The 13,343-nt window shown below is 73.8% G+C and carries 16 protein-coding genes; 11 read left to right on the forward strand and 5 right to left on the reverse strand.

From position 1 onward, the window contains the following. Positions 1 to 64: 64 nt before the first annotated feature. The 3 genes from ACFOW4_RS12600 to ACFOW4_RS12610 all read left to right on the forward strand — a co-directional run bounded on the left by ACFOW4_RS12600 (position 65) and on the right by ACFOW4_RS12610 (position 1,606). Entirely contained in the window at positions 65 to 412 is a 348-nt protein-coding gene (locus tag ACFOW4_RS12600) for an STAS domain-containing protein (RefSeq protein ID WP_377527308.1), read from the forward strand. 71 nt (positions 413 to 483) lie between these two features. Beyond that, positions 484 to 930 carry a response regulator gene (locus tag ACFOW4_RS12605; RefSeq protein WP_377527310.1) on the forward strand — a complete coding sequence of 149 codons (447 nt, stop codon included), beginning with the start codon at positions 484 to 486 and terminating at the stop codon, positions 928 to 930. Positions 931 to 1,105: 175 nt separating this feature from the next. After that, complete coding sequence (locus tag ACFOW4_RS12610) at positions 1,106 to 1,606, forward strand: ATPase (RefSeq protein WP_377527311.1); 501 nt, start codon at positions 1,106 to 1,108, stop codon at positions 1,604 to 1,606. Between the two features lie 39 nt (positions 1,607 to 1,645). On the opposite strand, the gene ACFOW4_RS12615 is transcribed toward ACFOW4_RS12610, so the two are convergent. The 3 genes from ACFOW4_RS12615 to ACFOW4_RS12625 all read right to left on the reverse strand — a co-directional run bounded on the left by ACFOW4_RS12615 (position 1,646) and on the right by ACFOW4_RS12625 (position 4,288). After that, on the reverse strand, positions 1,646 to 2,497 hold the full coding sequence (locus ACFOW4_RS12615) for a hypothetical protein (protein WP_377527313.1): 852 nt from the start codon (positions 2,495 to 2,497) through the stop codon (positions 1,646 to 1,648). Between the two features lie 351 nt (positions 2,498 to 2,848). Then, positions 2,849 to 3,274: an OsmC family protein gene (locus tag ACFOW4_RS12620; RefSeq protein WP_377527314.1), complete on the reverse strand. Its 426-nt coding sequence runs from the start codon at positions 3,272 to 3,274 to the stop codon at positions 2,849 to 2,851. A gap of 69 nt (positions 3,275 to 3,343) precedes the next feature. Beyond that, complete coding sequence (locus tag ACFOW4_RS12625; RefSeq protein WP_377527316.1) at positions 3,344 to 4,288, reverse strand: serine/threonine-protein kinase; 945 nt, start codon at positions 4,286 to 4,288, stop codon at positions 3,344 to 3,346. A gap of 200 nt (positions 4,289 to 4,488) precedes the next feature. Here ACFOW4_RS12625 and ACFOW4_RS12630 point away from each other — a divergent pair, with 200 nt between their 5' ends. The 3 genes from ACFOW4_RS12630 to ACFOW4_RS12640 all read left to right on the forward strand — a co-directional run bounded on the left by ACFOW4_RS12630 (position 4,489) and on the right by ACFOW4_RS12640 (position 5,870). Continuing rightward, a complete protein-coding gene (locus ACFOW4_RS12630) occupies positions 4,489 to 4,719 on the forward strand; it encodes a hypothetical protein (RefSeq protein ID WP_377527317.1) in 231 nt (76 codons plus the stop codon). A gap of 112 nt (positions 4,720 to 4,831) precedes the next feature. Beyond that, positions 4,832 to 5,578 (forward strand): response regulator transcription factor, encoded by a 747-nt coding sequence (locus tag ACFOW4_RS12635; protein ID WP_377527318.1) that lies wholly within the window; start codon positions 4,832 to 4,834, stop codon positions 5,576 to 5,578. Continuing rightward, positions 5,556 to 5,870, forward strand: coding sequence for a hypothetical protein (locus ACFOW4_RS12640; protein WP_377527319.1), 315 nt, complete (start codon positions 5,556 to 5,558; stop codon positions 5,868 to 5,870). The genes ACFOW4_RS12635 and ACFOW4_RS12640 overlap by 23 nt, the downstream gene beginning before the upstream one ends. A gap of 41 nt (positions 5,871 to 5,911) precedes the next feature. Here ACFOW4_RS12640 and ACFOW4_RS12645 read toward each other — a convergent pair whose 3' ends face one another. Next, a complete protein-coding gene (locus tag ACFOW4_RS12645) occupies positions 5,912 to 6,784 on the reverse strand; it encodes an arginase family protein (RefSeq protein ID WP_377527330.1) in 873 nt (290 codons plus the stop codon). Positions 6,785 to 6,850: 66 nt separating this feature from the next. Between ACFOW4_RS12645 and ACFOW4_RS12650 the strand changes: the two genes are divergently transcribed. Beyond that, positions 6,851 to 7,531: a helix-turn-helix domain-containing protein gene (locus tag ACFOW4_RS12650; protein WP_377527321.1), complete on the forward strand. Its 681-nt coding sequence runs from the start codon at positions 6,851 to 6,853 to the stop codon at positions 7,529 to 7,531. 8 nt (positions 7,532 to 7,539) lie between these two features. Here ACFOW4_RS12650 and ACFOW4_RS12655 read toward each other — a convergent pair whose 3' ends face one another. Next, on the reverse strand, positions 7,540 to 7,938 hold the full coding sequence (locus tag ACFOW4_RS12655; RefSeq protein WP_377527323.1) for a VOC family protein: 399 nt from the start codon (positions 7,936 to 7,938) through the stop codon (positions 7,540 to 7,542). Positions 7,939 to 8,131: 193 nt separating this feature from the next. On the opposite strand from ACFOW4_RS12655, the gene ACFOW4_RS12660 reads away from it, so the two are divergent. The 4 genes from ACFOW4_RS12660 to ACFOW4_RS12675 all read left to right on the forward strand — a co-directional run bounded on the left by ACFOW4_RS12660 (position 8,132) and on the right by ACFOW4_RS12675 (position 13,216). Continuing rightward, the gene (locus ACFOW4_RS12660; RefSeq protein WP_377527325.1) at positions 8,132 to 8,281 is read left to right on the forward strand and encodes a hypothetical protein; all 150 of its coding nucleotides are present in this window, start codon (positions 8,132 to 8,134) and stop codon (positions 8,279 to 8,281) included. Next, entirely contained in the window at positions 8,278 to 9,717 is a 1,440-nt protein-coding gene (locus ACFOW4_RS12665; RefSeq protein WP_377527326.1) for a class I SAM-dependent methyltransferase, read from the forward strand. Before ACFOW4_RS12660 ends, ACFOW4_RS12665 begins: the two co-directional genes overlap by 4 nt. After that, entirely contained in the window at positions 9,710 to 11,773 is a 2,064-nt protein-coding gene (locus ACFOW4_RS12670) for a sulfatase-like hydrolase/transferase (protein WP_377527328.1), read from the forward strand. The genes ACFOW4_RS12665 and ACFOW4_RS12670 overlap by 8 nt, the downstream gene beginning before the upstream one ends. Positions 11,774 to 11,932: 159 nt before the next feature. After that, positions 11,933 to 13,216: a citrate synthase gene (locus tag ACFOW4_RS12675; RefSeq protein ID WP_377527329.1), complete on the forward strand. Its 1,284-nt coding sequence runs from the start codon at positions 11,933 to 11,935 to the stop codon at positions 13,214 to 13,216. The last annotated feature ends 127 nt before the right edge of the window (positions 13,217 to 13,343 follow it).

The following is a 13,343-nucleotide window of genomic DNA, read 5'->3' on the forward strand; positions in this document are numbered from 1 at the left end:
CTCCCCTGCGTATACTTGCCGCACTGCAAACGTCCCACCCCAGCGGTGGAGCGAGGGGGGCACGGTGACGTTCACGGTCAGGTACGCCGGGCGCGACGGCGGTGGCGCCTGCCTGCGGCTCACCGGCGAGCTGGACCTGAGCACCGCCGCCGAGCTCACCGCCGCGATCGACCGGCTCACCGAGGCCGGCGAACGTCGGGTGCTGCTGGACCTGACCGATCTCACCTTCTGCGACTCGACCGGGATGGCCGTGTTCGTGCGAGGGGACAATCGGGCCGCCGCCGAGGGCGGCTGGCTGCGAATCACCGGCGCCAGCGGCCGGGTGGAGCGGGTGCTGCGGATCACCGGCCTAGCCGACGTCCTCGGCTACCAACCGGACCTCGTGGACCCGGCGTCCCAGTCCGCCTCCTGATGGGCTAGATTTCCCCGCCGACACGGTGACCGCGGAGGTCCCGTCCCCACCAACTCCCAAGGCAGGTAGTGATGGGCGCAGACAGCCCGCAGCCGGTACGCATCCTGGTGGTGGACGACGACCCGGGCGACGTGCTGATGATCGAGGAGGCGTTGGCGGACTCCGACGTCGACAAGGTCATCGACGTGGTCAGCGACGGCGAGGAGGCGATGGAGTTCCTCCGCTCCGAGGGCCGGCACGTCGGTGCCCGCCGGCCGGACGTCATCCTGCTGGACCTGAACATGCCGCGGATGGACGGGCGGCAGGTGCTCGGCGAGGTGAAGCGGGACGAGGACCTGCGCACCATCCCGATCGTGGTGCTCACCACCTCGAACGCCGACACCGACATCGTGGGCAGCTACACGTTGCAGGCCAACGCGTACGTCACCAAGCCGATCGACCTGGACGACTTCAACGACGTGGTGCACCGCATCGACGAGTTCTTCGGCCGGGTGGTCGTGCTCCCCAAGCGCGCCTGAACGCCCGCCCGGCGGGCGGATTGTCCACGTCCCCCGCCCGGGCGACCACCCGGCGGCACGCCGGGCACCCCAGCCGCTCGCATGCTGAACATTTTTCCCGAACCTCCTCGGTCACCGTCCGCTCCGCCGAGGATCCAGATGGGGAAGTAATGCCAGCTGCCTGGGGGGCGACAGTATGAGGTTCTCCGTCGTTGAGATCGGCTACGACCAGCGGCAGGTGGATTCCTGCCTGGATGAACTGGGGATCCGGTTGACCCGGCTCGCGGCGCGGGCGGAGAGCGCCGCCGGGGCCGGTCGCGAGTTCGACGAGATCCGCGAGGAAGCGACCTGGCTCAGCGGGCTGCTCCAGCGACTCGACCTGGGCGACGCGGTGACCGCGCGGCGTACCGGCGCGGCCGAGCGGGAGGCGGCCGAGATGCTGGCCCAGGCCCGGACCGCGCTGGACGAGGCCCGGGAGGAGGCGCGCCGGCTGCGCGAGCGGGCGTACGCCGAGGCCATGCAGGCCCGGCGCGACTTCGAGGCGGCGCTGTCCGCCCGGCGGCGGCGCGAGGCGCGGGTGGACGAGATCCTCAGCGGGGTGAGTGTCGAGCCGGTACCGGCGGACACGCCGACCGCGGCGGCCGGCACCGGGGTACCGGCGACCCGGGTGGCCGCCGGCGGCTTCGAAGCGACCTAGCGTCGAGCGCGACGAGGCCCGGGCCGGCCGCGCGCCGGCTCAGGCCAACGCCTCCGCGACGATGGTGGCCCGCTCCTCGTGCTGGGCGTACGCGTCGGGGAAGGCGGAGATCTGCACGGCCTGGGCGGCGGCGGTGATGCTCATGTCCTGCCAGCCGGGGATCTCGGCGAGCGCGAGGTAGAAGACCCGGGCGGCGTACGCGGGACGCATCAGGTCGGCCACCGTGCCCCAGCCGCTGCTGGGCCGCTGCTGGAACAGGCCGACCGAGTCGTGGTCGGACCCGCTGCCCTGGTTCGGGTACTGCGCCGACTCCGGCAGCACGTCGCTGGCCAGGTTGTACAGGTTGCTCTCCTGCATGGCCGTGGACAGCGCCACGACCAGGGCCCGGCGCGGCATCTTCAGCTGCAGGCCGACGTCGACGATCACCTTGGCGTTGTCCATCTGGGCCTGGGTGAGGCCGGCGACCGGTCGGGGGCGGCGGGGCTTGGCCGGCTTCTTCGGCGCTTTGCGGACGACGGAGGGGGTTCGCGTCGGCGTGGGCTTCGCGCTCGGGCTGACGGGTGCCAGGGCGGTGTCGCGGTCCAGCGACCGGGAGGCGCGCTCGTCGGCGACGGTGGCGCGCTCGGCCAACGCCTCGGCGATCGGCTGGGGGGCGGGGCGATCGGGCTCGCCGCGGGTGGTGGCGAACGCGGCAACGCCCAGGCAGCAGGTGACGCCGGTGGCCAGAGCCACGCGCAACGGGGTCGAGCCGAGCAGGGCGCGACTGCCCCGGCGGGTCGGCTCGGGGACGCGGTGACGGCCTATCGTCCGTTCGGTTGATGCGGCGTCGCCCGGTCGGTCGGTCGGGCGCGCGTCGGTCAGCTGCTGGTCGGAGGGGTCGTCGGGATGCACCCGACGAGGCTAGAAAGCCGGTCCCCAGTTGCCACCAGCCCGAAGAGTGGCATGCGCCACATTTTGCCGGAATCTGTGGGCGCAATAGCCGCGGATCGCAGCAGAGCTCTGAAGGCTCGTGAGTCGGATAGGACCGGCATTACCGATTCGACGGGCGGGATCGGACGAAAGGCCGATCTTGCGCCGATCGATATGGATCGCAACAGCCTCCACCGTATGGCCGATGCGTCTTTCGTCTGTTCGGGCGGCCAGTGTGAGCCGCCCGGGCCACACCGTTCGCCAGGCCGCACCGGACCGCTCCGCCGCGCCGCACCGGGCCGCGCCGCGCCCGGTCGGCGATCGGGCAGCCGGTCAGTGTCGGCCGTTCTCCGCCGGGCTGACGGTGAGTCGGTGCCGGCTGTTGTCGCTGCTGGAGAAGGGCCAGAGTCGGTCCGCGTACTCGACCAGGTCGGCCAACTGGTCCCGGCTCAGCCCGGCCGAGGAGATGGAGGCGTGCACGTCGGCCCGGTACCGGCCGTCGTCGTCCCGCCCCAACTTCGCCTCCGCCCGGACCTGCACCGTGTGCGCCTCGTCGGTGATCTCCCCGGCCGCCTCCACCGCCGCGTGGTGCAGGCAGGACGCGAACGCGGCGGCCAGCAGTTGTTCGGGTCGTAGCCCGGTGCAGTGCGCCGCCAGCGGCGAGGCCAGTGCGGTGGAGAACCCCCCGTCGTCGGTGCGTACGTGCCCGCCCTCGGCGGTTGCGGTGGCCTCATGCAGCCAGGAACTCGGATTCGGCATCGCGTTCCTCCCGTCACTCACCGGCACGGCTACCCGGCCCCCGACCGGTGAAACCGCGACGGGCCCGCGTCACCGCTCGCCGTGGTCGGGTCGGTCGCCCACCGGCACCGCCTCGGTCACCTCCGCCGCCGCCCGCTCGGTCCATGGCGAGACCGGTACCGCTCGGCGCGGCGACGGCAACCGCAGCGGCACGTACACCCGGGCGTCGACCGCCTCGGCCAGCAGCAGCGCGGCCATCAGGCTGGTGGGGCGCTGCTCCGGATCGTCGGCGAGGCAGGACCGGCACAGGTCGGCCACCTCGGGCGGTAACCCGTCGATCTCGGGCAGCGGGTCCGGCGCTTGGCGGCGGCGTACGCCGAGCAACTGGGTGGCGGTCCCGGCCCGGTACGGCAGCCGACCGGTCAGGCTGTAGTACAGCAGCACGCCGAGGGCGTACATGTCCGCCGCCGGGGTGGCCGGCGCCCGCTCCAACTGTTCCGGGGCCAGGTACGCCGGGGTGCCCACCAGCATGCCGTCCGGCGCCGGGTCCGGCTCACCGGTCGGGGTGGCGATGCCGAAGTCGAGCACCTTCACCCCGGCCGGGGTGAGCATGACGTTGGCCGGCTTGACGTCGCGGTGCACGATCCCGTGCGCGTGGGCGGCGGCCAGCGCGGCGCTGACCTCGGCGCAGACCCGCACGGCGATGCGCCAGTCGAGCGGCCCGTTGCGCAGGTGCGCGGCGAGCGTCTCGCCCTCGGCCAGTTCCATCACGATGTACGGCACCTGGCGGCCGGGCAGCGTCGCGGAGGTGCCGAAGTCGTGCACGCTGGCCACGTTGGGATGCACCAGCCGGGCCGCGGATCGGGCCTCGGCGCGGATGCGCTCCACCGGCCCGTGCTGGCCGTCCGGGCCGGGGGAGATCAGCTTCACCGCGACCGGCCGGTCCAGGACCGCGTCGTGGGCCCGCCACACCTCGGACATCCCGCCGACGCCGATGCGCTGCTCGAGCCGGTACCGCCCGTCCAGCGTGCGCATCGACCGCTCCTCACCCTCGTTCCGCCGGCGGCGGGTTCTCCGATCGCGGTACCCGGCCCCCGAACTGGGCAAACCGTTCGCATCCGCGCCGGTCGACCGAGCCGCGTACACCGCTGCGGCGGCCGCGACGGGTGCGGTAGCTTGCGAGCCAGGGTCGGCGTCACGGGACGTGCCGGCACGCTCACCGAGGGGAAGCGACGATGCGCGAGGTCACCGTACGCTTCGTCGGCGGGCCCGCCCACGGCCTGGTGCGGCAGTTGCCGGCCGGGCCGGACGGCGCCCCGCCCGAGCGTTGGATCATGCGGCACCCGGACGGCATCGGTACGGTCCAGGCCGGCCCCGACCACCTCTACCAGCGCGACCAGCCCGACGGCGCCGGCGGCTGGAGCATGCGCTTCGTCCGCACCGATCCGCTCGGGGTGTCGGAGTGAACCTCGATCGGCGCTGACTGCCGGGTGTCGCGGTCCGACACGCCGGCGGTCGCACAGCCGGCGCACAGGTTGCGGCGAGGTGTGGCACAGCCGGCACGGCCACGATGGGGGCATGGTCACGGACGCGCAGGCCGCGCAGGGCCGCATCGAGCTGCGCCGCCCGGACGGTGAGCCGGTCCGGGTGCTGGTGGTCGACGACGAGGCGACGCTGACCGACCTGCTGTCGATGGCGCTGCGCTACGAGGGCTGGCAGGTGCGCAGCGCCGGCAACGGCATGGCGGCGCTGAGCACCGCCCGGCAGTTCCAGCCGGACGCGGTGGTGCTCGACGTGATGCTGCCCGACCTGGACGGCTTCCAGGTGCTGCGCCGTCTGCGCGAGCAGGCCCCCACGGTGCCGGTGCTCTTCCTGACCGCCCGGGACGCCGTCGAGGAGCGCATCGCCGGGCTGACCGTCGGCGGCGACGACTACGTCACCAAACCGTTCAGCCTGGAGGAAGTGATCGCCCGGCTGCGCGCGCTGCTGCGCCGCTCCGGGTTCGCGGTCGCCGCTCGGCAGGAGGCGGTGCTGACCGTCGGTGACCTCAGCCTCGACGAGGACAGCCACGAGGTACGCCGGGACGGCCAGCTGATCACCCTCACCGCGACGGAGTTCGAGTTGCTGCGCTACCTGATGCGCAATCCGCGCCGGGTGCTCAGCAAGGCACAGATCCTCGACCGGGTGTGGAACTACGACTTCGGTGGCCAGGCCAACGTCGTCGAGCTCTACATCTCGTACCTGCGCAAGAAGATCGACGCCGGTCGGGCCCCGATGATCCACACCCTGCGCGGCGCGGGATATGTCCTCAGACCCGCCGAGTGAGCGGGCCCGGCGCCCGTCGCTACCCGGCTGGCTGGCCGGCCGATCGCTGCGCACCCGGCTGGTGCTCGCCCTGGTCGCCCTGCTGGCCCTGGTCAGCATCGCCATCGGCGGGCTCACCACGGTGGCGCTGCGGCACGTCCTGATCAACCAGGTGGACACCCAGCTGACCATGGGCAACCGGCGGGCGGCCGAGGTGCCACCCTGGTTCCGGCCGGGCGGTGATCCACCCTGGCCGGGCGCGCCGCAGCCCGGACCCGGACCGCCCGCCCCGGAACCGCCGCGCGGTTGCTGACCGGGGCGCTGCCGCTGACCGGCGCCGCCCAGCTCGGCCGCTCAGCCCGGTCGTGCGGCCGGGCCGGGCCGGCCCAGCACCTCCGCGAGGACCTCGACGACGCGTCGCGCGTATCGCCCGTCGGGGTCCTCGTCGGCGTTCAGGTCGGTGACGCTCATGCCGAGCAGCCGGTCGGCGCGGGCCAGCGGGGTGACCAGCGCGACCAGGTCCGGCCAGCGCAATCCGTCCGGCTCGGGATAGGTCACCGCCGGCAGGTCGCGCGGGTCCACCGCGTCCAGGTCGAGGTGCAGCCAGGCCGGGCCGTCCTCGCCGGCGGCGAGGCTCGCTCCGACGGCTCCGGCGCCCTGTCGCAGCAGCTCCGCCGCGGGCAGTTGACGGATCGTCGGGTCGATCCGCGCCACCTCGACCCGGCCGCTGTCGTCGGAGGACGGACGGTGCCCGAGCAGGTGGACCCGGTCCGGATCGAGCAGCGGACCGTCGAGCCCGGTCGCGGCGGCCGGGCCGTGCCCGGTGACGACCGAGAGGTCCATGTCGGCTGCCTCGCCGGTCGGCGACGTGGTGCCGTCGAGGAAGTCCGGGTGCGCGTCGACGAACCACAGCTCCGTGACCGGGGGCAGCGCCCGGCAGATGCCGGGCAGGATGGCGCAGTCGCCGCCGAGCACGAGCGGCCGGCTGCCACCGGCGATCACCTCCACGATCCGGGCGGTGACGGCGGCCCCGGCCCGGCACAGGCCCGCGGCGTCGATCACGCCGCTCACCGGGTCGCGGGTCGCGTCGCGCAGACGCGCCTCGTCCACCTGGCCACCGTCGTCGGCCGCCAGGCTCTGCAACAGGCCGGCGCGGCGCAGCGCCGCCGGGGCCCGCTCCTCGCCGCGCCCGGCGCCGGAGGAGTCCAACGGCACGTCCACCACCATCCAGCGCACGTCCGCAGCGTAGCGGCGCGGCGCGGGGCTGTCGGTGGCTTCTGGCAGGCTGGGGGCATGTACGCCGAACGTCGCACCGGCCTCGCCGGTGCGGTGTCGTGGACCAGCGTGGCCCCGGCCCGCCGCACCACCCGGGTGCTGCCGGACGGCTGCGTCGACCTGCTCTGGTCCAGCCGGGCCGGGCTGCTGGTCGCCGGTCCGGACCGCACGGCGTACGTGAGCACCAGCGGCCCGGGGGAGCGGTGGGTGGGGCTGCGGTTCCCGCCCGGCGTCGGCCCGGCGGTGCTCGGGGTGCCGGCCGACGAGCTGCGCGACGCACGGGTGCCCCTGGCCGCGCTGTGGGGCGACCGAGCCGTCGGCGCGCTCGCCGGGCTGGCCGCCGAGGACCCGGCGGCGGTCCTGCTGGCCGTCGCCGCCGACCGGCTGGCGGCGGCGGGCGGCACCGACCCGGTGGGCGCCCGGGTGGCGGCCGCCGCGGCCACCGGCACCCCGGTCACCGCCATCGCCGCCGAGGTCGGCCTCGCGCCGCGCCAGCTGCACCGGCGCTGCCAGCACCTGTTCGGGTACGGCCCGAAGACCCTGACCCGGATCCTGCGCCTGCAGCGGGCGCTGGCGCTGGCCCGGGCGGGCACGCCCCTGGCCGGGGTGGCCGCCCGGTGCGGCTACGCCGACCAGGCCCACCTCACCCGGGACGTCCGCGACCTGGCCGGGTTGCCACCCACCGCGCTGCTGCGCTGAGGGCCGGTTCAGTCCGTCGGCAGCGGGGCGAACAGGTCCACCCCGTTGCCGTCCGGGTCGTGCAGCACCGCGTACCGCTGCCCCCAGAAGGCGTCCCACGGCTTCAGGTGCCCGTGGAAGCCGGCCTCGGTCAGGTCGGCGTACCAGCGGTCGACCTCGGCCGGATCGGCGCAGCGGAAGGCGAGGCTGGCCCGGGGGCTGCCGGTGGGCGGCGTCCACCCCGGGTCGAACGAGCGGACCATGGTCACGTCGTCCCAGGCGAGCCGGACGCCGCCGGGCAGGGTCACCTCCACGTGCGGTTCGGACTCCGCGCCGGCCGGGATGTCCAGCCCGAGCCGCCGGTAGAAGTCCAGCGTGCGGGCCATGTCGGTGGTGGCCAGTCCGATGAGGTCGAATCGAGGCGTCATGGCGTCCACGGTAGGGATCGCCGGCCTCGGATGTCTTGAACGAAACGGACGTCGCGGCAGTGCGCCGGTGTGCCTGACGAGGCCCGGACGATCGGCGTACGGTGGCAGACAAGTCCGGCTTTCTGGGTCAAAAGCCTCACCGCTGCGTACCCGGGACGCCGGTGTCGAGACGGGCGAGGGGAAGGAGCGGTCGGTGATCCATCTGGCCTACCTGGACGCGGGATCCGGCAGCCTGATCGTGCAGGCCGTCGTCGGCGGGGTGGCCGGTGCCGCCGTCGCCGCCAAGCTCTACTGGCGGCGCCTGGTCGACCGGTTCCGCCGGCAGCCCACCGACCACCGGTGAACCGGCCGGTCGCGGGCACCGCGGGTGTACGCCCCGAGCCCGGTTCCTTCCGCGACCCGGCCAACCGGGTCTTCCACGTCGGCGACGACGTGCTGCGCGGGCTGGACGCCGCCGCCGCCGCGGACTGGCGGGCGCTGGCCGGCAGCGAGTTCTTCCCGGCGCTGGTGACCGCCGGCAAGGTCTGCGGCACCGAGGACGCCCCGCCGGCGCTGGTGCCCGCCGACGCCCGGCGACCGTGGGCGGCCGTGCTGCGCCACGACCGCATCCCCTTCGTCTCCCACCCGTACGAGTGGTCCTTCGCCATGCTGCGCGACGCCGCGCTGCTGCACCTGGAGATCCTGCGCGCCGCGCTGGCCGAGGGCTTCACCACCAAGGACGGCTCGGCGTACAACCTGCAGTGGCGCGGCACAGACCCGGTCTTCATCGACATCGGCTCCTTCGAGCCCGTCCGCGACGGCGAGCCGTGGGCCGGCTACCGGCAGTTCTGCCAGACCCTGCTCTACCCGCTGCTGCTCACCGCCCACCTGGGGGTGGACTTCCAGCCCTGGCTGCGCGCCCGGGTGGACGGCATCGAAGCCGATCAACTGCGCCCGCTCTTCGCCGGGACCCGTCGACTGCGTCCCGGCGTGCTGACCCACCTGCACCTGCACGGCGCCATGCAGCAGCGCAACGCGTCGGCCACCACCACCGACGTACGGGCCCAGTTGCGCGCCGCCGGCTACACCCGGGAGCTGGTCCTGGCCACGGTGCGCGGCATCGAGAAGCTGGTCCGCCGGCTGGACCGCCGCCCGCCGGTCAGCCACTGGTCGGACTACCAGCGCACCTGCGGCTACACCGGGCAGGACCGGGCCGCCAAGGAGGGCTTCGTGACCGCCGCGCTGGCCGCCGGCGTCCGGCCCCGCCTGGTGCTCGACCTCGGCGCCAACGACGGCCGCTACGCCCGCCTCGCCGCCGGGCACGCCGACTACGTGGTCGCCGTCGAACAGGACCCGGCGGTGGTCGACGAGCTGTACCGGACGCTGCGCGCGCAGGGTCAGCGGCGGATCCTGCCGCTGGTGCTGGACCTCGCCGACCCGTCGCCCGGTGGCGGCTGGCGGGGCGTCGAGCGGGCCGGCTTCGCGTCGCGGGCCAGCGCCGACGCCGTGCTGGCGCTGGCCGTGGTGCACCACCTGGCGATCGGGCGCAACATACCGCTGCCGGAGGTGGTGGACTGGCTGGTCGGGCTGACCGCCCCGGGCGGGGCCATCGTGGTGGAGTTCGTCCACCCGGAGGACCCGATGGCTCACCGACTGCTCGCCAACAAGCCCGACGGTCTCTTCCCGGACTACCGCCGCGATACCTTCGAGCGGCTGCTCGCCGCCCGGGGCCGGATCACCGACCGGCTGGAGCTGCCCTCGGGCACCCGCACGCTGTACCGGGCGGTGGTGGGTGGCTGAACCGCCCTCCGCCGGCCCCACCCCACCCGCAACACCCGGCCGCTGGGAGCAGGGCTGGCGCGGTGAGCTGGCACGGCTGCTGGAGGTGACCGCCCTGGTCGGCCTGGTGGTCACCCAGCCACTGCTCGACGTGCTCGGCCGCAGCCCCGACTTCTTCCTGTTCCACCGCGCCGACCCGGGGCAGATCCTGCTGCTGGTCGCGCTGGTGGCGGTGGCGCCCACCGTGCCGTTCGCGCTGCTCGGCCCGCTGAGCCGCCTCGCCGGCCGGACCGCCCGGGCACTCACCCACACCGTGCTGGTCGGGCTGCTGCTGGCGGCGCTGGCCGTGCAGGTGGGCCGGCACGCGACGCCGCTGCGGGGCGTACCCCTGCTGCTGCTCGCCGCGCTGGCCGGCGCGGCCGGCGCGGCGGCGCACCGGCGGTGGCGGGCCCCGGCCCGGGTGCTGCGGCTGGCCGCCGCCGGGCCGCCGGTCTTCCTGGCGCTGTTCTTGTTCGTTTCGCCCACCTCGGCGGTGGTGCTGCCGCGCGCGCACGGCGGCGCGGCCGGCACCGCACAGGGCGCGGGCGGGCACCCGCCGGTGGTCATGCTGATCCTCGACGAGCTGCCGCTGGTCAGCCTGCTGGGCGCCGACGGGCGCGTCGACGCGGCCCGGTTCCCGCACTTCGCGGAGCTGGCCGGCGGCTCGACCTGGTACCGCAACGCCACCGGGGTCAGCGGCTGGACCCCGTACGCGCTGCCGGCCATGCTCACCGGCCGCTACCCGGCGCGGTCGGTCGCGCCGCACTACTCACAGCACCCGGACAACCTGTTCACCGCCTTCGGCGGCCTGTACGACGTCCGCGCCGAGGAGAGCATCACCCGGCTCTGCCCGCCCAGCCGCTGCGAGAAGCCGGTCAGCCCGGAGCAGGGCCTCGGCGTGCTGGTCCGCGAGACCGGCCGGCTGCTCGGCCAGGTCGCCGGGCCGACACCTACCCGGATCGACCCGGAGGACTCCTACCGCGAGCAGACGCGGGCCGAGGCCGGCCTGGACGCCGCCGAACCGGTGCCCGCCGACCCGAAGTTCCGCTGGGACAGCCTCGACGACAACCAACCGGCCCGGTTCACCAGCTTCCTTGCCGGCCTGAAGCCCCAGCCGCGGCCGACCCTGCACTTCCTGCACCTGCTGATGCCGCACTCGCCGTGGGCGTTCCTGCCCTCCGGCGCCCGCTACGACGCCCCGGAGGACCTGCCCAACGACGGCGTGGGCTGGGTCGAGCTGGCCCGGCAACGCCACCTCGCCCAGCTCGGCTACACCGACCGGCTGATCGGCGAGACGCTGCGGACCCTGCGCGCCAGCGGCCTCTACGACCAGGCCCTCGTCGTGGTCACCGCCGACCACGGGGTCAGCTTCACCAAGGGCGCGCAGGGCCGGGGCATGGACGCCATCAAGGCCGCCGCGGGGGAGGTGGCGTGGGTGCCGATGTTCGTCAAGGAGCCCGGCCAGCGGGCCGGCCGGGTGGACGACCGCAACTGGGAGCACGTGGACCTGTTGCCGACCGTCGCCGACGAGGCCGGCATCCGGCTGCCGTGGCAGGTCGACGGCCGCTCCGCCCGCCAGGCACCGCGGCCCGGCGCCGAGAAGCACTTCTACGACCGCCCGGGGCAGCCGATCACCTTCCCCGGGGGTGTGCCCACCCCGCCGCCCCTGCCGAAGCCACACCCGCTGGTCGGCACCGACGTCCGGGCCGACCCGGGCGGAGGTCCGGCGCGCGCCGGACCGGCCGGGAGCGCCAGGGTGGCCGACCTGGCAGCGTTCCGGGCCACCGACCCGGACACCGGCACCCTCCCGGCGCTTGTCTGGGGCGACGTGCCGGCGCGGATCCCGGACGGCACGCTGCTGGCGGTGGCGGTCAACGGCCGGATCGGGGCGGTGGTGCCGGTGGTGCCCGCCGACCCGGGCGGGCGGCGCTTCGCCGCCCTGCTCACCGACGACCGGCTGTTCCGCGTCGGCGCCAACCATCTGGATCTCTACCAGATCGCCACGGACGGTACGCTGCGGCGCCTCGCTCTGTCGTGAGCCCGTTCCCCGAATCGGACGGGTTTCCCCTCCGCCCGGTCGGGAATCGGGTGACGCATACCTCACCGCAGAACCACGGCGGGCGGTGTCCCCCCGAGCGCGATTACGGTAAAAGCGAAGGCAATTCAACGTAGATCTGCCGGCGAAGCGAGGAACCACATGACGGAAGTCAAGCTCGATCACCCCGGTGGGCAGCTGTCGATGCCGGTGCACTCCGCGGTCGAGGGCCCCGCCGGTATCGGGGTGAGCAAGCTGCTGAAGGAAACCGGGATGACCACGTACGACCCCGGTTTCGTCAACACCGCGGCTGCCTCATCCGCGATCACCTACATCGACGGCGACGCGGGGATCCTGCGTTACCGGGGATACCCGATCGAGCAGCTGGCCGAGAAGTCCTCCTTCCTGGAGGTCTCGTATCTGCTCATCTACGGTGAGCTGCCCACCGAGCAGCAGCTGACCGAGTTCACCGAGTGGATCCGCCGGCACTCGCTGCTGCACGAGGAGATGCGCCGCTTCTTCGACGGCTTCCCGCGCGACGCCCACCCGATGGCCGTGCTCTCCTCGGCGGTCAGCGCGCTCTCCACCTTCTACCAGGACAGCCTGGACCCGTTCGACTCCGAGCACGTGGAGATCTCCACGGTGCGGCTGATGGCGAAGGTGCCCACCATCGCCTCGTACGCCTACAAGAAGTCGATCGGTCAGCCGCTGCTGTACCCGGACAACTCGCTGGGGTACGTGGACAACCTGCTGCGGATGACCTTCGGCGTCCCGGCGGAGCCGTACGAGGTCGACCCGGTGATGTCGAAGGTGCTGGACATGCTCTTCGTCCTGCACGCCGACCACGAGCAGAACTGCTCCACCTCGACGGTGCGGCTGGTCGGCTCCAGCAACGCCAACCTGTTCGCCTCGGTCTCCGCCGGCGTGAACGCGCTCTTCGGCCCGCTGCACGGCGGCGCCAACCAGGCCGTGCTGGAGATGCTCCAGAAGATCAAGGCCGACGGTGGGGACGTCCGCTCCTTCGTGCAGAAGGTGAAGGACAAGCAGGACGGCGTGAAGCTGATGGGCTTCGGTCACCGGGTCTACAAGAACTACGACCCGCGTGCCGCCATCGTGAAGAAGGCCGCGCAGGACGTGCTGGGCCGCATGGCCAAGCCGGACCCGCTGCTGGACATCGCCATGGAGCTGGAGGAGATCGCCCTCGCCGACGACTTCTTCGTGTCCCGCCGGCTCTACCCGAACGTGGACTTCTACACCGGCCTGATCTACAAGGCCATGGGCTTCCCGACCAAGATGTTCACCGTGCTCTTCGCGCTCGGCCGGCTCCCCGGCTGGATCGCCCAGTGGCGCGAGATGATCTCCGACCCGGAGACCAAGATCGGCCGCCCGCGGCAGGTCTACGTCGGCTCTCCCGAGCGGGCGTACGTCCCGTTCAACGAGCGCTGACCGTCCCCGACGCAGCACCACCGGCAGGCCGCCGACCCACCCCGGGTCGGCGGCCTGCCGCGTTCCGCCGTGCCGGCACTCTCGCCGTGCCGGCACTCTCGCCGTGCCGGCACTCTCGCCGTGCCGG

The organism is Micromonospora sp. GCM10011542, from assembly GCF_042650685.1.
Taxonomy (GTDB): Bacteria; Actinomycetota; Actinomycetes; order Mycobacteriales; family Micromonosporaceae; genus Micromonospora.